19 protein-coding genes and 5 pseudogenes are annotated in these 19,324 nt (G+C 61.7%); 14 read left to right on the top strand and 10 right to left on the bottom strand.

Annotated features, from left to right (window positions below; translation table 11 throughout):
* Positions 1-103: 103 nt before the first annotated feature.
* From metX to HME9302_RS00265, 3 genes are all read left to right on the top strand, one after another.
* Positions 104-1,231, top strand: a complete 1,128-nt coding sequence (gene metX / locus HME9302_RS00275) for a homoserine O-acetyltransferase MetX (protein WP_115365341.1) — start codon at positions 104-106, stop codon at positions 1,229-1,231.
* Positions 1,224-1,835, top strand: coding sequence for a methionine biosynthesis protein MetW (metW, locus tag HME9302_RS00270; RefSeq protein ID WP_230079798.1), 612 nt, complete (start codon positions 1,224-1,226; stop codon positions 1,833-1,835). Before metX ends, metW begins: the two co-directional genes overlap by 8 nt.
* A gap of 61 nt (positions 1,836-1,896) precedes the next feature.
* Positions 1,897-2,802 carry a sterol desaturase family protein gene (locus tag HME9302_RS00265; RefSeq protein WP_115365340.1) on the top strand — a complete coding sequence of 302 codons (906 nt, stop codon included), beginning with the start codon at positions 1,897-1,899 and terminating at the stop codon, positions 2,800-2,802.
* Between the two features lie 63 nt (positions 2,803-2,865).
* On the opposite strand, the gene HME9302_RS00260 is transcribed toward HME9302_RS00265, so the two are convergent.
* Entirely contained in the window at positions 2,866-3,246 is a 381-nt protein-coding gene (locus tag HME9302_RS00260) for a VOC family protein (RefSeq protein WP_115365339.1), read from the bottom strand.
* Between the two features lie 213 nt (positions 3,247-3,459).
* Here HME9302_RS00260 and rpmG point away from each other — a divergent pair, with 213 nt between their 5' ends.
* From rpmG to ribA, 4 genes are all read left to right on the top strand, one after another.
* The gene (gene rpmG, locus HME9302_RS00255; RefSeq protein WP_115365338.1) at positions 3,460-3,627 is read left to right on the top strand and encodes a 50S ribosomal protein L33; all 168 of its coding nucleotides are present in this window, start codon (positions 3,460-3,462) and stop codon (positions 3,625-3,627) included.
* A 104-nt stretch (positions 3,628-3,731) separates the two neighbouring features.
* Positions 3,732-4,409, top strand: coding sequence for a LolA family protein (locus HME9302_RS00250; protein WP_407641301.1), 678 nt, complete (start codon positions 3,732-3,734; stop codon positions 4,407-4,409).
* 314 nt (positions 4,410-4,723) lie between these two features.
* Entirely contained in the window at positions 4,724-5,563 is an 840-nt protein-coding gene (gene xth / locus HME9302_RS00245) for an exodeoxyribonuclease III (protein ID WP_115365336.1), read from the top strand.
* A gap of 56 nt (positions 5,564-5,619) precedes the next feature.
* Positions 5,620-6,648, top strand: coding sequence for a GTP cyclohydrolase II (gene ribA, locus HME9302_RS00240; RefSeq protein ID WP_115365335.1), 1,029 nt, complete (start codon positions 5,620-5,622; stop codon positions 6,646-6,648).
* Positions 6,649-6,660: 12 nt separating this feature from the next.
* Here ribA and asd read toward each other — a convergent pair whose 3' ends face one another.
* From asd to recQ, 8 genes are all read right to left on the bottom strand, one after another.
* Positions 6,661-7,512, bottom strand: coding sequence for an archaetidylserine decarboxylase (gene asd, locus HME9302_RS00235; protein ID WP_115365334.1), 852 nt, complete (start codon positions 7,510-7,512; stop codon positions 6,661-6,663).
* A 25-nt stretch (positions 7,513-7,537) separates the two neighbouring features.
* Positions 7,538-7,810 carry a DksA/TraR family C4-type zinc finger protein gene (locus tag HME9302_RS00230; RefSeq protein WP_115365333.1) on the bottom strand — a complete coding sequence of 91 codons (273 nt, stop codon included), beginning with the start codon at positions 7,808-7,810 and terminating at the stop codon, positions 7,538-7,540.
* 61 nt (positions 7,811-7,871) lie between these two features.
* Positions 7,872-8,897 (bottom strand): right-handed parallel beta-helix repeat-containing protein, encoded by a 1,026-nt coding sequence (locus HME9302_RS00225; RefSeq protein WP_407641300.1) that lies wholly within the window; start codon positions 8,895-8,897, stop codon positions 7,872-7,874.
* Between the two features lie 46 nt (positions 8,898-8,943).
* On the bottom strand, positions 8,944-9,222 hold the full coding sequence (locus HME9302_RS00220; RefSeq protein ID WP_115365332.1) for a hypothetical protein: 279 nt from the start codon (positions 9,220-9,222) through the stop codon (positions 8,944-8,946).
* A gap of 4 nt (positions 9,223-9,226) precedes the next feature.
* On the bottom strand, positions 9,227-10,189 hold the full coding sequence (locus HME9302_RS00215) for an alpha/beta hydrolase (protein WP_115365331.1): 963 nt from the start codon (positions 10,187-10,189) through the stop codon (positions 9,227-9,229).
* A 4-nt stretch (positions 10,190-10,193) separates the two neighbouring features.
* Positions 10,194-10,412: a type II toxin-antitoxin system antitoxin gene (locus HME9302_RS00210; RefSeq protein ID WP_115365330.1), complete on the bottom strand. Its 219-nt coding sequence runs from the start codon at positions 10,410-10,412 to the stop codon at positions 10,194-10,196.
* A gap of 24 nt (positions 10,413-10,436) precedes the next feature.
* A complete protein-coding gene (locus HME9302_RS00205) occupies positions 10,437-11,375 on the bottom strand; it encodes an SPFH domain-containing protein (RefSeq protein ID WP_230079797.1) in 939 nt (312 codons plus the stop codon).
* Between the two features lie 55 nt (positions 11,376-11,430).
* Positions 11,431-13,299: a DNA helicase RecQ gene (gene recQ, locus HME9302_RS00200; RefSeq protein WP_115365329.1), complete on the bottom strand. Its 1,869-nt coding sequence runs from the start codon at positions 13,297-13,299 to the stop codon at positions 11,431-11,433.
* 186 nt (positions 13,300-13,485) lie between these two features.
* Between recQ and HME9302_RS00195 the strand changes: the two genes are divergently transcribed.
* The 6 genes and pseudogenes from HME9302_RS00195 (at position 13,486) to HME9302_RS00175 (ending at position 18,135) form a co-directional block, all read left to right on the top strand.
* Positions 13,486-13,896 carry a hypothetical protein gene (locus HME9302_RS00195; protein WP_181815625.1) on the top strand — a complete coding sequence of 137 codons (411 nt, stop codon included), beginning with the start codon at positions 13,486-13,488 and terminating at the stop codon, positions 13,894-13,896.
* A gap of 140 nt (positions 13,897-14,036) precedes the next feature.
* Positions 14,037-14,279 (top strand): hypothetical protein, encoded by a 243-nt coding sequence (locus tag HME9302_RS00190; protein ID WP_115365328.1) that lies wholly within the window; start codon positions 14,037-14,039, stop codon positions 14,277-14,279.
* Between the two features lie 23 nt (positions 14,280-14,302).
* A pseudogene (locus tag HME9302_RS13605) lies at positions 14,303-15,455 on the top strand (acyl-CoA dehydrogenase family protein).
* A gap of 217 nt (positions 15,456-15,672) precedes the next feature.
* Positions 15,673-15,903 (top strand): CoA transferase, encoded by a 231-nt coding sequence (locus HME9302_RS13465; protein ID WP_268243467.1) that lies wholly within the window; start codon positions 15,673-15,675, stop codon positions 15,901-15,903.
* Positions 15,884-16,624: pseudogene (locus HME9302_RS00180) on the top strand (CoA transferase); the annotation flags it as partial. The gene HME9302_RS13465 and the pseudogene HME9302_RS00180, both read left to right, overlap by 20 nt.
* 279 nt (positions 16,625-16,903) lie before the next feature.
* Positions 16,904-18,135, top strand: a pseudogene (locus HME9302_RS00175) (acetyl-CoA C-acetyltransferase).
* 10 nt (positions 18,136-18,145) lie between these two features.
* Here HME9302_RS00175 and ppk2 read toward each other — a convergent pair.
* Positions 18,146-18,924 (bottom strand): annotated as a pseudogene (gene ppk2 / locus HME9302_RS00170) (polyphosphate kinase 2).
* 118 nt (positions 18,925-19,042) lie between these two features.
* Between ppk2 and HME9302_RS00165 the strand changes: the two are divergent.
* A pseudogene (locus HME9302_RS00165) lies at positions 19,043-19,324 on the top strand (phenylalanine 4-monooxygenase); the annotation flags it as partial.

Below are 19,324 nucleotides of genomic sequence, written 5' to 3'. Positions count from 1 at the left end.
AAGGAAAAACGGTCCTTCGACAAGCTCAGGACGAGCGGTTAGGGAGCCATTGTTCTTGAACCCGCTCATCCCGACCCTGTCGAAGGATCGTACTTTCTCTCTTATGTCCGTCCGCAAACCCACAACCCTTACCCTGCCGGTACCGTTGCCGCTCGATAGCGGGCAAGCGCTGGATGCTGCGCAAATTGCGTATGAGAGTTATGGCGAGCTGGCGGCGGACAAGAGCAACGCCATCCTGGTCTGTCATGCGCTTACGGGCGACCAATACCTCGCCAGCACGCATCCGGTAACGGGCAAACCGGGGTGGTGGGACCGCATGGTCGGGCCGGGCAAGCCGATCGACACGGCCAGATATTTCGTGATCTGCGCAAATGTCATCGGTAGCTGTCTTGGCTCCACCGGCCCTGCCTCGCCCGCGGCCGATGGGAAGCCTTACGCCATGCGGTTCCCCGTCATCACTATCCGCGACATGGTGCGCGGGCTGGTGGGACTGCTGGACGGGCTGGGTATCGAACGGCTGCACGCTGTCGTCGGCGGATCGATGGGCGGGATGCAGGCGCTGAGCCTGGCAGCAAACTTTCCGGGGCGAACCGAACGGGTTCTGGCAATTGCCACAACCGCGCGGCATTCGGCACAGAACATCGCCTTCCACGAGGTTGGCCGGCAGGCGATCATGGCCGATCCGGCTTGGGCGGGCGGCGATTACTACGCGTCCAGCAAGCAACCGGATGCGGGTTTGGCCGTGGCGCGGATGGCGGCGCATATCACCTATCTTTCCGAAGAGGGGCTGACGGAAAAGTTCGGGCGGCGGTTGCAGGACCGCCCCGATGGTAGCGCGGGCGAAAAGAGTTTCGGCTTCGATGCGGATTTCCAGGTGGAAAGCTATTTGCGTTACCAAGGGAGCGGTTTCACCCGCCGGTTCGATGCCAACAGCTACCTCTACATCACCCGTGCGATGGATTACTTCGATCTGGCAGAAGAATTTGCGGGCGAGCAAGGGGGCGGCCAGCTTGCTGCTGCGTTCGCTGGCAGCTCGGCGCGATTCTGCCTTGTTAGCTTCGACACCGACTGGCTGTATCCCACCGCCGAATCGCGCCACATCGTGCACGCGCTGAATGCGGCGGGCGCGCCGGTCAGCTTCGTGGAATTGAGCGCTCCCTACGGCCATGACAGCTTTTTGCTCGACGTGCCGCCGCTCGACCGGGTTGTGCGGGGGTTCCTGGGTGGCTGAGGCGGTGTCCTACGATTTGCGCCCCGACCTCGAGGTGATCGCGCGCGAAGTGCCCGCTGGCGTGCGGGTGCTGGACGTCGGCTGCGGCGACGGGGCGCTGATGGCGGTGCTGCGCGATACCAAGGGCGTGGATGCGCGCGGGATCGAGATCGACGGACCGAGCGTGGAACGCTGCGTGGCGCGCGGGTTGAGCGTGGTGCAGGGCGACGCCGACCGCGACCTCACCTTCTACCCCGACGGCGCATTCGATTACGCGGTATTGAGCCAGACGCTGCAAACCGCCGCCCGGCCCGACCGGATGCTGGCCGAACTGCTGCGCGTGGGCCGCCGCTCCTTCATCAGCTTCCCCAATTTCGCCTATTGGCGGATGCGCCGCGCGCTGCTGCTGCGCGGCCGGATGCCGGTGACGCGGCATTTGCCGGTGACGTGGTACGAAACGCAGAATATCCACCACGTAACCGTACGCGATTTCGAGGAATTGGCGGCAGGCCTCGGCATCACCATTGAACGCCGCTGGTTCTTCACCCGCGAACGCGAAATAAGCCCAGCAGGGGCGAATTGGCGCGCGGAATATGCGGTGTTCGAAATTAGTGGGAGTGGGTGACGTTCCTGCGGCACAATGACCCATGGGTTGCTTCTGCATTGCCGTCTGATAGATTGCATGCATGGAAAGCCTTCGGGAAGTAGTCGAATTTGTCGGCGGGCCAGTTTCGCTGTGGATCCTGGCGGGAGTGTATTTCGGCAGCGTAATCCTCGAACGCATCTGGGCAATTCGCGGCAATCCGGATTACGACAACAAGGACGCGCTTGCCTCTATCGGGCTTAACCTCATGTCGAGCACGCTGAACCTCGTGCTTGGTATTTTGATACCGCTCGCGCTTTATGTGCTTGTCTATGATAATTTACGCTTATTCGAAGATATTGCGTTGTGGATTGCGATCCCCATCGCCTTCCTGGCTCATGAACTGGCATATTACTGGGACCACCGGCTCAACCACCGGGTCGGCCTGTTATGGGCGTTTCATGCAATCCATCACTCTTCCAACGAATTCAACCATTCCACCGCGGCGCGGGGATTTTTCCTCGACGGTCAACTGAAGCGATTGTTCGCCGTCGTTCCGGCCTTCATTGGAATTGATCCAGTGGTCTATATCGCGGTCAGCGTACTCACCAATGCTTATGGTATCTGGAACCATGCAAGCTACGTACCGCGTCTCGGATGGCTCGACCGGGTGTTCATGACGCCCAAAATGCACAAGGTCCATCACGCCAACCAACCACAATATATCGACAGAAACTACAGCCAGGTTACGCTGCTTTTCGACCGTATGTTCAGCAGCACTGCCTATCTCGACGAGGAACCGAACCCCGGGCTGGTGAAGCCGGTGTATGACTACAATCCGCTTACCGCGCAATTTGCCGGGCTCAAGCAGTTGCAGGAGCGGATGGACACTGCACCGCGTTGGCAGGACAAGGTCGCCTACCTGTATCGCCCGCCGGAATGGTCGCATGACGGGATTTGCCGGTCCGATTGTCCGAAATATCAGCTTCGCGAACCGCAACCGGTTTAAGTGTCTCGGCAAAGGCAGGCCGGGGCAGACCTACCCGCCCCGGCCCGCAAACGTTTTACCCAATCACCCCATGCGTTTCATCACGCAGATCTTGTTGCCAGCGGGGTCGCGCAGGTACGCGAGGTACATATTGCCGATCTCGCTTTCCCGGATGCCGGGTGGGTCTTCGATGGCGGTGCCGCCCGCTTCCAGTCCGGCCTTGTGCCAGGCCTCGCCCTGTTCTTCGCTTTCCACTGCAAAGCCGATCGTACCGCCATTGGCAAAAGTCGCGGGTTTGCCGTCGATGGGTTTGGACAGCAGGAAGATGCCGCCATTATGCATATAGATAACACGGCCCTTGGGATCCATGCTGCCTTCGCGGCCGCCCAGCGCCTTGAAGCAGGCGTCGTAGAATTTCTTGGAAGCCTCAATATCGTCGGCCCCCAGCATGACGTGACTGAACATGGTATTCTCTCCTTGGTTTCGTTGGCTCACCATAACGGTTGCAAAGTGCCACTATACTACCGCCGGCCTGCCTGCCACGCTTGACTTTCACCCGGCCCTGCACCAAAGGAGCGCCGCACAAGGGCGGCATCCCGTTTTTCGGGAGCGTCGCCTGTTTCGTTTCTGCGGCGTTCCTTGCACGAAGGGCCGCCCCGCTTTCATCAGGATACCGCCATGGCGAAGTCAGCAACCGTCAAGATCAAGCTCGTCTCGACCGAAGACACCGGCTTCTTTTACACCACCACCAAGAACCCGCGGAACATCACCGAAAAGATGACTTTCCGCAAATACGATCCGATTGCGCGCAAGCATGTCGAGTTCAAGGAAGCCAAGATCAAGTAAGGTCGAGTTTCGGGCCTCGGTTCCCAAAATTCATGAACGGCAGGAACCGGGTGGGTTCAGTGATGGTTCAATGCTCCGGCACTATCGCCCGGAGCATGACAGCAATGAAAAACCTATTCGCCGCCCAGACAATACGCAAACCGCTTGGTTTCTGTGTGGCCGCCGCAGCCGCATTCGCCATTCCCGCAACAGCTATGCTGACGATGCCCGCACCTGCCACGGCGCAGGCCAGTACCGGCAGTCTCGACAGCGCCGTGTCCGCACTGCGCGGTATCGCCACGATGAAGGCGGACTTCGTCCAGACCGACCGCGCCGGCAAATCCATTCGCGGCGTTATGACGTTAAAACGCCCCGGCAAGATCCGTTTCCAGTACGAAAAGGGCATTCCGATGCTCGTCGTCTCGAACGGCAAGTCGCTCTATCTCGTCGATTATGAAGTGGACCAGGTCCAGCGTTGGCCGATCAGCAATTCGCCATTGGGCGCGCTGCTCGATCCCACTCGCGATGTGAAGAAGTTCGGAAAGCTCAACGCAACCGGCAATCCGAATGTGCTGAGCGTGGAAGTACGCGATCCCAAGCGCCCCGAATTCGGCGTGATTACGATGATCTTCGTCAAGGATGCCAAGGCGCCCGGCGGGTGGCGGCTGAACAATTGGGTCGCGCTTGATTCGCAGAACCACCGGACCAGGGTGGATTTGAAGAACCACCGCTACGGCGTGTCGGTCGCTGACAATGCGTTCAAGTTCAAGGACCCGCGCGGCTCGTCTCGTCGCGGCAGGTAAACGACGCGGCGCGAAGCGTGCTTCGGCCGCGATGGCGGGCGCGTGCTCGTTCATTTGCGGGCAACGCTAAGAGGCGTAATTGCTTAAAGGGCAAGGTGGATGGAAGGCGGGTTTCCCCCCTGTTGCCCTGATCTTCCACATAGCATCCCCTTGTACAAAAGCGTGACGAACGCTGAATGGAAGCCCTCGCGCCAATGCCCCCGGTGCGGGGGTTTCTAGTCGTTCGGGGAGGCCGAATCGCCAGCCATCCGGGCGGAAAGGCGCGAAGGGGTGGCGGCTTGCCGCCATGCGCGCCGCGACCTAAGGCATGCGCCATGAACGCGCCCACAAATCCACAAAGCAATGTCACCCCCAATGTCACGCCCGATATCACGGTCGCCACTTGGAACATCAATTCCGTGCGGCTGCGTATGCCCATTGTTGCGCATTATCTGAAAGAGCACGCGCCCGATGTCCTGTGCCTGCAGGAGATCAAGACGGAGGAGAAATTCTTCCCGTTCGAAGCCTTCGCCGAAGCCGGTTATCCGCACGTCGCCCTGTCCGGGCAGAAGGGGTATCACGGGGTAGCCACGGTCAGCCGTTTGCCGATCCGCGAATCCTCGAAGCTCGACTGGCAGGCCAATGGCGAGGCTCGTCACGTCGGCGTTGAGCTGGTGGGGCGGGATATGTTTATCGAGAATGTCTACGTGCCCGCTGGCGGTGATGTTCCCGACCGGGCGGTGAACCCCAAATTCGGCCAGAAGCTCGATTTTCTGGGCCGCATGACCGAATGGGCAGATGCGCTCGACAAACCCACGCTGATCGTAGGCGACTTCAACATCGCCCCGTTGGAAAGCGATGTCTGGAGCCACAAACAATTGCTGAAAGTGGTCAGCCATACGCCGCTGGAAGTGGAAACACTGAAGCGGTTCCAGGATGCGCATGGCTGGATCGATTTGGGCCGCGAATTCATTGCCGATCCCCAACGCTATTTCTCGTGGTGGTCCTATCGCGCGAAAGATTACACCAAGGGCGATCGCGGGCGGCGGCTCGACCATATGTGGGCCAGCCCCGAACTTGCCAAACAGGCGGTATCGCACAGCGTGCTTGAAGAGGCGCGCGGGTGGGAGAAACCGTCCGATCACATACCGCTGATTACCGGGTTCGACCTCTGAGCGGGACAGGCACCCCAATCCCGGGCCCCTCTCCTGCGAGACGGGCGGCGCAGGCGGTGGATGCGTTGCGCCACGGCTGGCCTATTGCGCTTGCCGCCGGTCCGGTCTTGCTACCGGTCGAAACCGCAGTGGCTTCGCAGGCGAAGGCAGGCCGGATGCTGGTTTCGTCTGCCCGTGCAGCAACGCTCAAACTCACCAATCAGCGGGCTGCGGCGGAGCCGAATGCGCCGGTCCTGATACGCGGAGCAGAAGCGTTCGATTTGCGCGCCGCCCTGCCGATAGCCGATCCGGCGCTGGATCTTGCTGCGCCGTTGAAGGGGCCGTTTGTCGCGGAGACGCTGGACTTCGAAGAAGCCGCCATCGCCGCGCTGGAACTGGCCCGCATCGCCGGAATTCTCCCGGCTTTTCTGGTCGATTCAAGTGATGCAGGCGAAGCGCAGCCTTTCGATCCGGCGGACATTGCCCATCTCGCAGACCGGGATCGGCTGGTCATCGTCACACGCGCGAAACTGCCGGTCACGGCATCTGCGGACGCGCAGATCATCGCCTTCCGCAGCGCCGACGATCTGCGAGAGCACGTCGCATTGGTGATGGGGCAGCAGAGCGGCGACCGCGTGCCGCTGGTCCGGCTGCATTCCGAATGCCTGACGGGGGACGCGCTCGGCAGCCTGAAATGCGATTGCGGCCCGCAGCTCGACGCGGCGCTGGCGCAAATGGCGCAGGAGGCGGCGGATAATGGCGGCTGGGGCGTTCTGTTGTATATGCGGCAGGAAGGGCGCGGCATCGGGCTCGTCAACAAACTGCGCGCTTACCGTTTGCAGGATGAGGGGTTCGATACGGTGGATGCCAACCAACGGCTGGGTCTGCCCGACGAATCCCGCGATTTCGGCACGGCCGCCAGAATGCTGGAACTGCTGGGTGTTCCCGCGATCCGTCTGCTGACCAACAATCCGCGCAAAGTCGACGCGTTGATAGAAGCCGGTGTGACCACTGTAGAACGGGTGCCGCACCAACTGCCAGACAACCCGCACAATACACGATATCTGGCAACCAAACGCGACCGGTCGGGGCATCTGCTCGAATAGAGCCGCCTCTGCCTATAATCGGCGTGCCAGCGCCTCGCCCATGCGGGTTTTGCTGCCGGGTTTGAACTGCGGCAGAAATTCGATTTTCTCCTGTTCGAACAACAGCACAACGGTCGAGCCGAGCAGGAACCGGCCCATCTCGGCGCCCGCATCCAGCCGCGTCGCACGACCGGGTGTTTCGCGGTGCAGGCGTTTGCCGCGCCCGCGTTCTGGCGGTTCGACACGCCCGCCCCAGACGGTCTCGATACCGGCCACGATCATCGCGCCGACCATCACGCTGGCCATTGTGCCAAGCTCGCTATCGAACACGCAGGACAGGCGTTCGTTGCGGGCGAACAGGCCGGGCACATTGGCAGCCGTAGTCTGGTTCACGCTGAACAGATCGCCCGGCACATAGCTCGTGCTCTGAAGCGTTCCTGCAGCTGGCATGTGTACCCGGTGGTAATCGCTGGGGCTGAGATAGATCGTGATGAAGTCACCCTGATGAAACCTGGCCGCCAGGGCTTCATCCCCGCCCAACAGTTCGGCAACCGTATATTCGTGCCCCTTGGCCTGCACGATCCGGCCGTCGCGGATGGTACCGAGCTGGCTGACTTCGCCATCGGCGGGGCAAAGCACGTGGGTGGCGGCATCGGCCAGCGGCCGCGCGCCCGGTTTCAGGCTACGCGCAAAAAAGTCGTTGAAGCTGGCAAAATCGCCGATGTCGCGCTCAGCCTCGTCCATATCGACGTTGTAAGCACGCACGAACCGGTCGATCAGGCGGTCGCGTATCCATGGCTTCTCGCTCGCAGCCACCCGTCCGGCAAAGCGGGTGAGACCGAGTTGCGGCAGGGCGTGTTGCAGCCAGATAAACGGCTTGCTCATGCGAAACCTTCGCGCAGGTAAGTGATCATCGAAGCTGGGAATCCTTGCTGCCGCGCCGATTGATGGCGGAATGGCGCACTGACGCGTCGCGGGCGGACTGGCAAGCGACACAGGTCCTCACGCCGGGCAGCGCATTGCGGCGCTTGTCCGGGATGTCTTCTCCGCAATCGTCGCAATATTCCGCGCTTTTGCGCGATTCTGTCGCTTTCAGCCTGGCCCTTGCCGCGGCGACCGCGTCATTCACCGTATCGTCGATCTGATCCTGCACCGCGCCATCGCGCGCCCAACCACCTGCCATCGTATCGCTCCTTCACCCTAACAACCGGCGAAGCAGCGCAAAGTGCCGGAATGGATTGACTTTAGCGTCGGTCGGTAACCTTCAGACCCGGCGCCAGCGTATTGTCACCAATAGCAAGTTTATCGTCTGTCCAGTTCGCCACGAAGGTCGATTCGCGGCGTACGGTCGGCGCGAAGCGCGCATCGTTGCCGGCAATCTGAAGTCCGGCGCTGCTGTGCGAAATCGTTTCCGCACCCACTGCGATGAAGGCGCTGTAATTGTCCTTGTTCTGGCCCTGCACGAACCAGTTGTTGGTAATTTGGCCGACAGACCCTGCGGGCAGGTCGATCATGTAATTTGTACCGCGGCCATTGGCGTCATCGAAACTGGAGGAGGCAATGTCCACGCGTGCCGAGCGTGACTTCACATAATGCCCACCCGTGCCGCGCTCGAACCGGCTGCGCGTGACGCGCAAATGGCCGTAATTGCCGATATAAATGGAATGCGCGCATCCACCCGGGCCTTCGCAGGTGCCAAGCCCGCTGAAAGTCGATTTGTCGATAACGATGCGCGATGCCGGATCGTTATTGGCGAGAATGCCCTGCTGGCTATCCATGAACCAGCTTTGTGACACGGTAAGGTTGCCGCCTTCCAGACGGATGCCTGCCCCGTTGAAATCGGGCACCGCCATCTTGCGGAAGATCAGGCCGGAAACGCTTGCTTCACGCCCGCCGAGCACCAGCGCGGCCTTGCCCTGGCACGCGACGCCGTCAAAAATGGCGGTGCCGGGCTGTACAGCAAAATATGCGATCGACCCTTCGCTTTGTACCGCGCATTGGCGGTGTTCGCCCGGCGCGATCGCGATAGTCCCGGTTCCATTGCCGATGGTGTCAACGGCCTGCTGGATAGTGCCGAAGCTGCGCCCGCTTTCGACCACTGTGAAGGGCGAGCCGGAATTGGCTGGCTGGGCCAGAACGGCGGCAGCCGGAATAGCCGCAATGGCAGTGGCCGCCAACAAGAGCGACATCGTTGTCGATGGGCGGCTCGCCTTCTGCGCGGACAGGCGGGAAGGCAATTTGGCGGGTCGGGGCATGACAAAACTTTCCATACTGCCCGGCTTACGGGAAAAGGGTTAACGGGGCGCTAAGCCAGATTTACTCGCTGTCTTTGTTGCGCAAACCCCAGCGCCAGCGCCAACCGCCTCTGGTTCGCCGCGCAGCTATGACAAGGAAGACGATGGTGGCAGGAATCAGTACTGCCAAGGCGATGACAGGACCGATATCGGGAATGTACTCCGCCAGCAGTCCCGCGCCGATCGCCAGCGCGATGAACCCGCCAAGCAGCACCCAGCCCTGCCACGCGATCGGCATACCCGCTCCGTAACCGAACCGTTTGGGTGCGAACCAGTCGCCTTCCTCGAAGAACCCGCTCATCGATCTACTCCTGTTGGTCCAAAACGAAGTCGGCGATGGCAACGGTTACAGTTGGGGCGATGGGTAGTTCCGGATTGGCATAGCTGGCCATATTCTGCGCCCGGTCGGCATTCCCCACATCTTTCAGCACATGATTTACGCCGGGCAGGCTGGCAAATCGCGCAACGGGTTGCGCGGTAGAAAGCGCTTTTGCATCGGCACTCGCAACTTGAATGTCGGCTTCACCCTGCACGATCAGTACCGGCAAATCGGTATCCGCAATCAGCGCAGCCGGATCGCGCGCAAACAGGTCGATCAGAAACCCCTGCACTTGCGGTGCGAACACCCCCTGCAGCGCCGGATGCATTGCACTGACATCCACCCGCTCGCCGGCTTCCAGCGCATCGATCGCCGCCATGGCATCCGGCAGGATCGGCGCGTTCATCGGGTTGGCTGTAAACTGTTCGCGCATTATCATGCCCAGCGGCCGGCCTGGTGCGGCGATCAGTATGAGACCGCACAGGTTGTCCACTTCGCCAGCTGCCGAAAGCGCTACCAGACCACCCTCGCTATGCCCGGCCAGCCAGATGCATTCCGCACTCGTTTCCATGCGGGCGGCGGCAATCCATGCAGCGATATCCTGAACATAATCGTCGATCGTAACCGCGTTGGCGTCCTTTACCGCTGCCGCGCTGCCGAACATTCCGCGCTTGTCGATTCTGAGGGACCCGATACCGCGCGCCGCCAGATCCTCTGCCAACATCCGATAGGTCGAGGCGCTTATGCCAAGCGGGCTGTTGCCATCGCGGTCGGTCGGTCCAGAGCCAGGGATTATCAGCACCAGCGGCTTGCCTTCGGCTGGAGCAAGAAGCGTTCCGGCAAGTTCGCCGTCCGGTCCTGCAGCGGTGATAGGCCGGGCGTCATGCGCCATCAGAACGCTGCTCGACATAAGGGCAATTGTTGCGATTGCAGCTTTGGTAATATCCATCGGGTCATTCCTTTGCATCGGTTTCTGGTTTGGGCGGACGCCCCCGCCGGGCGGGCTTGCTTGTCGGTACATCTATTCCACGGGTCTTTAGGGCATCGCGCAGCATCATCTCGATTTGCGCGTTGGCGGAACGCAATTCAGTCGCGGCCAGCCGCTCGATCGCGGCATGGACTGCCGGATCGAGCCGCAGGGCAAAGGCCTTCTTCTGGGGTTTTTTCGCCATAAATGAACGCGCGCGACCTTCCGCCTACTGGTAGAGCGAGCCGGAATTCACCACCGGCTGTGCGTCACGGTCGCTGCACAGCACCACCATCAGGTTCGACACCATGGCCGCGCGGCGTTCGTCGTCCATTTCCACAATGCCATCGTCGGACAGCTTGGTCAGCGCATCGTCCACCATACCGACCGCACCGATCACGACGGTCTTGCGCGCGGCCACCACGGCTTCTGCTTGCTGGCGGCGCAGCATGGCACTGGCAATTTCCGGCGCGTAGGCAAGGTGCGTAAGGCCCGCCTCATCCACCAGGATGCCGGCGACACGAAGGCGTTCGTTCAGTTCTTCCAGCAATTCGCGATTGATGGTTTCCGCGCCGCCGCGCAGTGTTACTGCTTCGCCTTCGAAATCGTCATAGGGATGGCGCGAACCGACAGTGCGCAGACCTGCCTCGATCTGGATGTTCACGAATTCCTTATAGTCGTCGACATCGAAGCTAGCCTGCGCGGTATCGACCACGCGCCACACCACATTGCAGGCAATTTCGATGGGATTGCCGCGCAGATCGTTGATCTTGACCCGGTCCGAATGCACGTTACGCGCCCGGACGGACACTTTCTGGCGCATCATCCATGGCCATACCCAGCGCAAACCCTCGGTCCGTTCGCTGCCGCGATATTCGCCGAACAGCGTAATTGCGGCGGCCTGATTGGGCTGGATCATGAAGAAGCCCGCGGCAACGAGACACAGCGCAAGGATCGTACCGACGATCGATCCGGCAAACAGCAGCTTGGTACCCTTACCAGCCCCGACACCCGGAAAACCGGCCCACATAATGAGGAAGCCGATCGCCGCCACACCAAGTAGCACCAGCAACATCATATAGCCGTTAAAAGTACTGGACGGCCTTTCCTCGCTGACGTTCATCGCGCCTTTCGCGCGCGGCACCGGGGCGGATTGAGTGTCGGACATAGTTTCTGCTCCTGATATAATTATGATATCATATTTATCAGGAGCCGGCAGTTTGTCAATATTGCCGGATGACCGCCAGGAATGCATCGCCGAATGCGTCCAGCTTCTTCGCCCCCACACCGCTGATTTGCCCAAACTCCGCCACCGTCGTGGGGCGCGCCTTGACCATTTCGCGCAACGCCGCGTCACCGAATACGAGATAAGGCGGGACTTGCGCCTCGCTTGCGAGCGTGCGACGCAAATCGCGCAACGCCTCGAACAACGGATCGCCGATCGGATTGGCCTCGTTCGCGCCGCGCCGTCCGCGTCCGCCGGATCGCCGTGCACGCTTGGGCGGCATCACCATTTCGACCGTTTGTCCGCCGGTCAGGATGTCGCGCGCATCACCGCCCAGCGCCAGCCCGCCATGCTCGGTCGAAACAAGCGAGCCACGCGCTTGCAATGCCCGGCTCAGCGGTTGCAGTAGAACCGCATCATCCCCGTCCACAATGCCGAACACGCTCAATTTGTCATGCCCGCGCTGGCGCACGCGTTCGTCTTCATTGCCGGTCAGCACCTTGGCCAGATGGCCGAAGCCGAAGCTTTGTCCCGTGCGATAAACGGCGGAAAGCAATTTGCGCGCCAGCTGCGTCACATCGGCCACTGCCGGCGCTTCGATGCAATTGTCGCAATTGCCACAGCGTTCGGGCGGGTCCTCACCGAAATGGCGCAGCAATACCGCCCGGCGGCAACCCGGCGTTTCCACCAGTCCGGCGAGCGCATCCAGCCGCGTGCGTTCGGATTGCTGGCGGCTTTCATCGAGCTCGCCCAGCCGCTGCCGGGCCTGCGCGAAATCGCCTGCGCCCCAGAACATCGCGGCTTGCGCCGGATCGCCGTCACGGCCCGCACGGCCCGTTTCCTGGTAATAGGCCTCGATTGATTTGGGGATGCCGACATGGGCAACGAAGCGCACATCGGGTTTGTCGATGCCCATTCCGAACGCAATAGTGGCCACGATCACCATGTCTTCGGACTCGACGAAAGCGGCCTGATTGGCCTGCCGGACTTCGGGATCAAGCCCGGCGTGATACGGGCGAACCGGGCGGCCGGTTGCCGCCGCCAACTTCTCAGCAATGTCCTCAACCTTGCGGCGGGTAGGGGCGTACACGATGCCTGGGCCGGGATGCGCGGCCATCAAATTAGTCAGCTGGCGAGAGACGCTATCGCGGTGATCGATAGCGTAGCGGATATTGGGCCGATCGAAACCTGCGATGACCAGCCCGTCATCGGGAATTCCCAGCTGGGCCATGATGTCGCCGCGGGTGTGGGCATCGGCGGTAGCCGTCAGCGCCAGCCGGGGCACATCCGGAAAGGCGTTCATCATCGGGCGGAGCTGGCGATAATCGGGGCGGAAATCGTGGCCCCATTCGGACACACAATGCGCCTCGTCGATGGCGAACATGCATAGCGGCGCGGCGGAAATCAGATTGCGAAACCCCTGCTGGCTGGCGCGTTCGGGCGCGACATACAGCAGGTCCAGCTCGCCATTCCGGAACGCGTCCTGCGTTTCTCGCCAGTCGGCATCCGCGCTGGTCAGCGTGGCCGCACGGATGCCATTGGCGCGGGCGGAACGCAGCTGATCATGCATCAGCGCGATCAGTGGGCTGATCACGATGCAGGTCCCGTGCATCATGGTGGCGGGCAATTGGTAGGTCAGCGATTTGCCTGCACCGGTGGGCATGACCGCCAGGGTGGACTGCCGCGCCAGCACGCGAGCAAGCACATCCTCCTGCCGACCGCGAAAACCGGTAAATCCGAACAATTCGCGCAATCGTGCACGCGCGGCGTCCAGAGTAAGCGGCGCGAAATTCGCGCTAGCTCCGGCATCGGCACCGGCGTTCTCGCCTGTGGTCAGGGGTGCAGTGGTGCCGGGCGCGTTGTCCATTCTGCGCTTTGACAGATGGGACGGCGCGATGAAACGTCTGCGCCACCGCTTATCCCATACCCTCCTCCGTAACGCGAACAGGTGACATAACGCATTCCCTTGATTGCCGGTTGTGCTTGCGCTATTCAGCGTTTGCGAAGCCGCCAGCCAGCATGGAGGCGGCATTTGGTAAAAAGGGTCAGTCCCATGAAGTTTGCGTTGAAAATTACCGCCATCTCTTCCCTCGCGCTGGTATTGGCTGCGTGCGGCGATACCGATGATGCCTCGGTTGAAGCCGAAGCCGATACGGTCGAAATGCCCGCCGACGTGGCGCTCGAAACTGTGGAGGAAGAGCCGGTCGAAGATCTGGACGCGGATGCTTCCAACACCTCAGTCGCTCCGGCCACGACTGCAAATGAAGCAGTCGTCACGGAACGCCAGATCGACCGCGCAGAAGCCGCCGGTACACAGGCGCAGGACGTCGCCGCTCGCGCGCAGGCAGCAGCTGCCGCGGCTGCCCGGGACACTACCGACCGGGTCCGCGAAGAAGCACGCGACAATGCGCAGGACATGCAAAGTGCGGTGAACGGCTCGCAGGCTGAACGGGTGAACCGGTAAGAATAACACCGTTGCCGTTACGGCATCGCAGAAACAGGGCGGACGCAGCATCATGGGGTGCTTCGTCCGCCTTTTCTTTTGTCCAAACGGCAATAGAGTGCGGTGAATGAAACCGTTCTCGGACTGCTCGCCGCGCGCGCATGTGCGCCGCCCTTACCGCAACAATCTTCGTCGCCGCATGCGGCCCGGCCGATACCGATCCTGGCGAAGGCGGCGTGACCGTGGGCGAAGCGCGCGCGCTGGACGAGGCGGCCGAGATGGTCGAGGCCGGACGGCTCGACCCGGCGGTCGTCGGTAACGCGCCTGAACAAGGTTCCGTTGAAACAAACCATGACGCCACAAATCCTGACCCAGAAGCCACGCCGGAGGAGCTTGCCCCATGACCGCCATCCCATCTGAAAACGGCATGGACGCCGAGACTTTCGACCAGTTCATCGAGCAGCTCCAGCGCTATGTGCGCGAACGGCTTATCCCTGCCGAATCGCAGGTCATCGCAGACAATATGATCCCCGAGGATCTGCAGGACGAAATGCGCGGCATGGGCCTGTTCGGACTCACTATGCCGGAGGAGTATGGTGGTGCAGGCATGAACGTGCCGCAATATGTCGAGGCGATCCGCGTGCTCAGCTATGCGCTTCCGGCATATCGCAGCCTGACCTCCATCAACCTCGGCATGGTGTGTTCCGCCATCAAGAAAAACGGCACCGACGAACAAAAGGCGGAGTATCTGCCCGGCTGGCAGCGGGGCGAAATCGCCTGTTTCGGCCTGACCGAACCGGGCAGCGGATCGGACAGCGCAGCGGATGCAGACCACCGCCACGCGCAGCGGCAATGGTTACGTGCTGAACGGGTGCGAAACGCTACATCACCAACGCCCCGTTTGCGAAGATCGGCCTGATCATGGCGCGCACGGAGAAGACAATCAGGCCAAGAACGCCCATGTCAGCGCCTTCCTCGTCGAAATGGACACCGACGGTATCGCGCGCGGCAAGTCCGACAAGAAGATGGGGCAGGAAGGCAGCCATATCGGCGACCTGTATTTCGATGATGTCAAACTGCCGGGCAGCGCGCTTCTGGGTGGGGAGGAAGGCCGCGGTTTCGCCACCGCCATGCAGAGCCTCGATAATGGCCGCCTGTCCGTTGCCGCCGCCAGCGCCGCTATGCCAAGCGCATCCTCGACAGCGCGCTAAAATATTCGACCGAACGCAAGGCATTCGGCGATTCCATCAGCCAGTTCCAATTGATCCAGGCCATGCTGGCCGACAGCAAGGCGGAAATTTACGCGAGTGAATGCATGATCCGCGACGCCGCGGCCAAGGCTAATAATGGCCCCGCCATTATCAAGGCGGCTGCCGCCAAGATTTCGCATCCGAAATGTGCCGGCCGTGTGGCAGACCGCTGCGTGCAGATCTACGGCGGCGCGGGCTATCTGGCCGAATACGAGGCCGAACGCTTCTTCCGCGACAGCCGCATCTACCGCATTTACGAAGGAACCACGCAGATCCTGCAGCTGGTCATCGCGGAAGAACATGCTGCGGCAGTTCGCGGCCGAGAGTTGAGGGTTGATGTGTCTGTCAGTACGGCTGGGCTATCCTCGCTTCGCTGCGGGCGGTCCTTTGGGCCTATGACTGCCGTGACCTGGAAACGGACTACCTATGTAGCTTGGCGCAAGTTCGGTCCGCGACCAGCGGACCGCAAGGCCCGACGGGCCGCCCGAGCTTATGCGAGGAAGCAAGGAACCCGGGATGGGTTCCGCCCGCAGGGCCCCAAACAAAAATGTATAACCTTCTCTCCGACCTCTCGATCATCGAAGCGTCCAGCTTCGTCGCTTCCCCTACTGCCGGACTTTATCTCGCGCAAATGGGTGCCGAAGTCATCCGGGTGGACCAGATCGGCGGCGGGCTGGATTACGACCGGTATATGCTGACCGAGGAGGGCCGTTCGCTCGCTTGGGGAAAACCTCAACCGGGCCAAGAAATCGGTCGCGCTGGACCTGCGCAGCAGTGAGGGGCGCGAATTGCTGGTGGAGTTGTCCGCCGCGACCGGCCAGCTGATTACCAACATCCCGAATGGCAGTTTCCTCGACCATGAAAAAACTGGCGGCCAAACGCGCCGACATGATCACCTTGCGTATCATGGGCTGGCCAGACGGGCGTCAGGCGATGGATTTTACCGTCAACGCCGCGCGAGCGGATATCCGCTGATGACCGGCCCGGCGGAATGGGGCGCTGACACCGCCCCGCCAGTCAACCAAGTGCTGCCCGCATGGGACTTCATCACGGGTGCCTATTCTGCCTTCGCGCTGATGGCGGCGCTGCGCCACCGCGATGCGACCGGCGGGGGCGGCGAGGTGCGGGTGCCGCTGGGCGATGTTATGATGGGGACGGTCGCCAATTCCGGCGCGATGGCGGAAATGCTGTATCGCGGCGATGATCGCCAGCGGCTTGGCAACGCCATCTGGGGCGCGTTCGGCACCGATTTCCGCAGCCGTGACAACATCCGCTTCATGGTCGCCGCGCTAACGCACAAACAGTGGGCGGCAACCATCGCCGCGTTCGATATCGCCGATGGTGTCGCAGCCATTGAAGCCAGCGAAGGCGTGAGTTTCGCGCGCAGCGACCACAATCGCTTCACCCACCGCGAGGCGCTGTTCGCACTGGTACAGGATCGGGCGAGCAAGATGGATTATGCCAACATTGCGCAGGCACTTGGTAAGGCGGGTGCGACGTTCGAGAGATACCGGACTATGCACGAAGCCTCGACCGATCCTGAGCTGGTTGCCAACAACCCGTTGTTCGGCCCCCCCCCGCCAATCCCAGCGGGTTCGCCTATCCCGCCCCGGCCCCCATCGCCAACATACCCGCGCAGGATCGTGGTAACCCCGAAGCCGCGCCTTACAACGGCCAGCATAGCGAAGAAGTGCTCGCCGAACGGCTGGGGCTATCCTCCGGCCAGATCGGCGCGCTGGTCGACGCAGGAACCGTGGCCTTTCAGACAGGAAACCGACATGACCGCACTCCGCCGCGCCGCCATCTGCACTCCGCTTCGCACGCCGGTCGGCAAGTTCCTTGGCACCTTGGCCCCGCTGGAGGCTGGCGCGCTCGGGGCGATCATCATCAAAGCGCTGGTGGAGCGAAGCGGCGTCGATCCCGAACGCGTGGACGATGTGATCTTCAGCCAAGGGTATGGTAGCGGCGAAGCGCCGGCCATCGGGCGCTGGAGCTGGCTGGCGGCGGGCATGCCGATCTCCGTGCCCGGTTATCAGCTGGACCGGCGCTGCGGCAGCGGGCTGCAGGCGGTCGTCAATGCGGCGATGATGGTGCAGACCGGCGCGGCAGATTGCGTGCTGGCAGGCGGCGTGGAATCGATGTCCAACGTGGAACATTACACCACGAAAGCCCGCCACGGCGCGCGAATGGGCGACATGGCGCTGTGGGACCGCTTGACGCGCGGCGGTTGATGAGCCAGCCGATCGAACGGTTCGGCGTTATCAGTGGCATGATCGAGACCGCGGAGAACCTGGCGCAGGATTACGGCATCACGCGTGAGGCATCCGACTCTTTTGCGGTTCGCAGTCATCAGAACGCTGCCGCAGCATGGGATGCGGGGAAGTTTGACGAACAGCTGGTCCCGGTCGACGTGCCGCAGCGCAAAGGCGATCCCATCTCCTTTGTCCGCGATGAAGGTTTTCGCACCGATGCGACCATGGAAACGCTTGGGAAGCTGCGCGCCATCGAAGGACGCGACAATCCTGACGCAGTTGTCACCGCGGGTAATGCCAGCCAGCAAAACGACGCCGCCGCCGGGTGCCTGGTGGTGGCGGAGGACAAGGTCGAGGAACTGGGCCTTACTCCGATCCTATGGTTCTACAGCTGGGCTGCCGCCGGATGTGACCCCTCGCGCATGGGCATCGGCCCGGTGCCGGCGGTTGACCGCCTGTTCGCGCGCGGAAGACGCAGCTGGGATGATATCGGTCTTGTCGAACTGAACGAGGCGTTCGCGCCGCAGGCGCTCGCAGTCATGAAGGGTTGGGGCTGGGCCGATGACGATTCGCGCCGCGATCTCGTCAACGTCAACGGATCGGGCATCTCGCTTGGTCACCCCATCGGCGCGACCGGCCTGCGTATCCTTGCTGATATGGCATACGAAATGAAGCGCCGCCACGTGCGTTTCGGGCTGGAAACCATGTGCATCGGCGGCGGTCAGGGCATGGCGGCGGTGTTCGAGCTGGCGCGGTAGGAAGGTCCACCTATTCCACCACATAATCTTTCAGCGGTGCGACCACGCGATATTCCTCCACCAGCGGCTCATGGCCGAGGGGTGGGAAGACGATATCGGGCGGCGCGATGTCGTAGTTTGGCAAGCGATCGAGCAAATCGCGGATCAGGGTCAGCCGCCCGCGCTTCTGGTCGTTGAAATTTACCAGCGTCCACGGTGCATGGTCGGTATGCGTAGCCCGCAGCATCGTCTCGCGCGCGTCGCTGTATTCGGCGTATTTCTCGCGTGCGGCGAGGTCCATCGGTGACAGTTTCCAGCGTTTGAGCGGATCTTCCAGACGTTCTGCCAGCCGCTCTTCCTGCCGGTCCTGATCGGTTGCCAGCCAGTATTTGAACAGCAGAATACCGTCATCCACCAGCATCCGTTCAAAGCACGGTGCCTCGTTCAGGAAGCGCGCAACCTCCTCGTTCGACGCAAACCCCATCACCTTTTCGACGCCGGCACGATTGTACCAGCTGCGGTCGAACAATACTATTTCCCCGGCGGCAGGCAAATGCCGGACATAGCGTTGGAAATACCATTGCGTTTGCGCCCGCTCGTCAGGCTTCGGCAGTGCCACCACCGGCATTGACGCGGATTGAGGCGCTGGCTTACCGCCCGGATCGCGCCGCCCTTGCCCGCCGTATCACGCCCCTCGAACAGCACACAGATGCGCTGCCCTGTTTCGCGTGCCCAGCGGGCCATACCCACCAATTCCTCTTCCAGCGGACGCAGCAGGTGCCGGTAATCCTTGCCTTTCAGCTTTCCCATGCCAATCCCCGTTAGAAATGCGCACCTTTTGGAAGCATTTGGGTTATAGGGGAAGGCCATGGCTACTATCGCACTCGACAAAGCATCCGCCGCTGCCAATTACGCGCAGCTTCCCGAAATGCCCCAAGACGTGTTTACCGCACCGCTCCAGAAGCCGAACCATCTGGGCGAAGACTGGCTGGAGCCCGAGCAGACGAGCTACGACAGCGAGGACGATGCGATCTGGGACGACCTCTTCGCGCGCCAGATGAAAGTGCTGCCGGGACGCGCCGTCTCAGCGTTCATGCGCGGGCTCGACAAGCTGGACCTGGGGCGCGGCGGAGTGCCGGACTTCGTCGAAATGAGCGAAAATCTGGGCAAGCTAACCGGTTGGAGCGTAGTGCCCGTGCCCATGCTGATT

This window comes from Alteripontixanthobacter maritimus (genome assembly GCF_003340475.1).
Lineage (GTDB): Bacteria > Pseudomonadota > Alphaproteobacteria > Sphingomonadales > Sphingomonadaceae > Alteripontixanthobacter > Alteripontixanthobacter maritimus.
This window is presented reverse-complemented; position numbering and strand designations above follow the sequence as displayed.

Coding starts and splice junctions, on each gene's coding strand:
- xth (WP_115365336.1), top strand. CDS start 4,724: ATGAACGCGCCCACAAATCCACAAAGCAATGTCACCCCCAATGTCACG.
- rpmG (WP_115365338.1), top strand. CDS start 3,460: ATGGCGAAGTCAGCAACCGTCAAGATCAAGCTCGTCTCGACCGAAGAC.
- HME9302_RS00265 (WP_115365340.1), top strand. CDS start 1,897: ATGGAAAGCCTTCGGGAAGTAGTCGAATTTGTCGGCGGGCCAGTTTCG.
- metX (WP_115365341.1), top strand. CDS start 104: ATGTCCGTCCGCAAACCCACAACCCTTACCCTGCCGGTACCGTTGCCG.
- HME9302_RS00210 (WP_115365330.1), bottom strand. CDS start 10,412: ATGGCGAAAAAACCCCAGAAGAAGGCCTTTGCCCTGCGGCTCGATCCG.
- HME9302_RS00260 (WP_115365339.1), bottom strand. CDS start 3,246: ATGTTCAGTCACGTCATGCTGGGGGCCGACGATATTGAGGCTTCCAAG.
- recQ (WP_115365329.1), bottom strand. CDS start 13,299: ATGGACAACGCGCCCGGCACCACTGCACCCCTGACCACAGGCGAGAAC.
- asd (WP_115365334.1), bottom strand. CDS start 7,512: ATGAGCAAGCCGTTTATCTGGCTGCAACACGCCCTGCCGCAACTCGGT.
- HME9302_RS00220 (WP_115365332.1), bottom strand. CDS start 9,222: ATGAGCGGGTTCTTCGAGGAAGGCGACTGGTTCGCACCCAAACGGTTC.
- HME9302_RS13465 (WP_268243467.1), top strand. CDS start 15,673: ATGTATAACCTTCTCTCCGACCTCTCGATCATCGAAGCGTCCAGCTTC.
- HME9302_RS00205 (WP_230079797.1), bottom strand. CDS start 11,375: ATGTCCGACACTCAATCCGCCCCGGTGCCGCGCGCGAAAGGCGCGATG.
- HME9302_RS00230 (WP_115365333.1), bottom strand. CDS start 7,810: ATGGCAGGTGGTTGGGCGCGCGATGGCGCGGTGCAGGATCAGATCGAC.
- HME9302_RS00250 (WP_407641301.1), top strand. CDS start 3,732: ATGAAAAACCTATTCGCCGCCCAGACAATACGCAAACCGCTTGGTTTC.
- HME9302_RS00215 (WP_115365331.1), bottom strand. CDS start 10,189: ATGGATATTACCAAAGCTGCAATCGCAACAATTGCCCTTATGTCGAGC.
- HME9302_RS00225 (WP_407641300.1), bottom strand. CDS start 8,897: ATGGAAAGTTTTGTCATGCCCCGACCCGCCAAATTGCCTTCCCGCCTG.
- HME9302_RS00190 (WP_115365328.1), top strand. CDS start 14,037: ATGTGCGCCGCCCTTACCGCAACAATCTTCGTCGCCGCATGCGGCCCG.
- HME9302_RS00195 (WP_181815625.1), top strand. CDS start 13,486: ATGAAGTTTGCGTTGAAAATTACCGCCATCTCTTCCCTCGCGCTGGTA.